Origin of the sequence: Brevibacillus sp. SIMBA_040 (assembly GCF_046535075.1) — a bacterium.
Taxonomy (GTDB): domain Bacteria; phylum Bacillota; class Bacilli; order Brevibacillales; family Brevibacillaceae; genus Brevibacillus.
The window spans coordinates 1-231 of the sequence record NZ_JAWRXI010000442.1 but is presented as its reverse complement, the minus strand read 5'-3'; the positions used below and the strand labels follow the sequence as shown (position 1 = coordinate 231).

Annotated in this window: 1 protein-coding gene; it reads right to left on the bottom strand. The window is 54.1% G+C overall.

Annotated features, from left to right (window positions below):
• Positions 1 to 204, bottom strand: a 204-nt coding sequence (locus SB752_RS33370; protein ID WP_410719655.1) for a hypothetical protein, incomplete at its 3' end; no start/stop codon positions are given.
• Between the last annotated feature and the right edge of the window lie 27 nt (positions 205 to 231).

The window sequence follows — 231 nt, the reverse complement described above, 5'->3', positions numbered from 1 at the left end:
AACCGATGCCCATCCTCCGATCTCATTCGCACTTTGCGCGGAAATATTGACGCCCAATCGAATGTTGGAGTTCGACTCCAGGAACTCGGCGGCCATGCCAATGACATAGCGGTCCAGGTAGCGCATGAGTCCAAGCCGTTCCAGACTGGGAATAAACGCCGACGGATATGTGATCGGTTGATCGTCGCCGACGCGAAGTCGCACCAGGCATTCGTGATATAAAACCTGTTC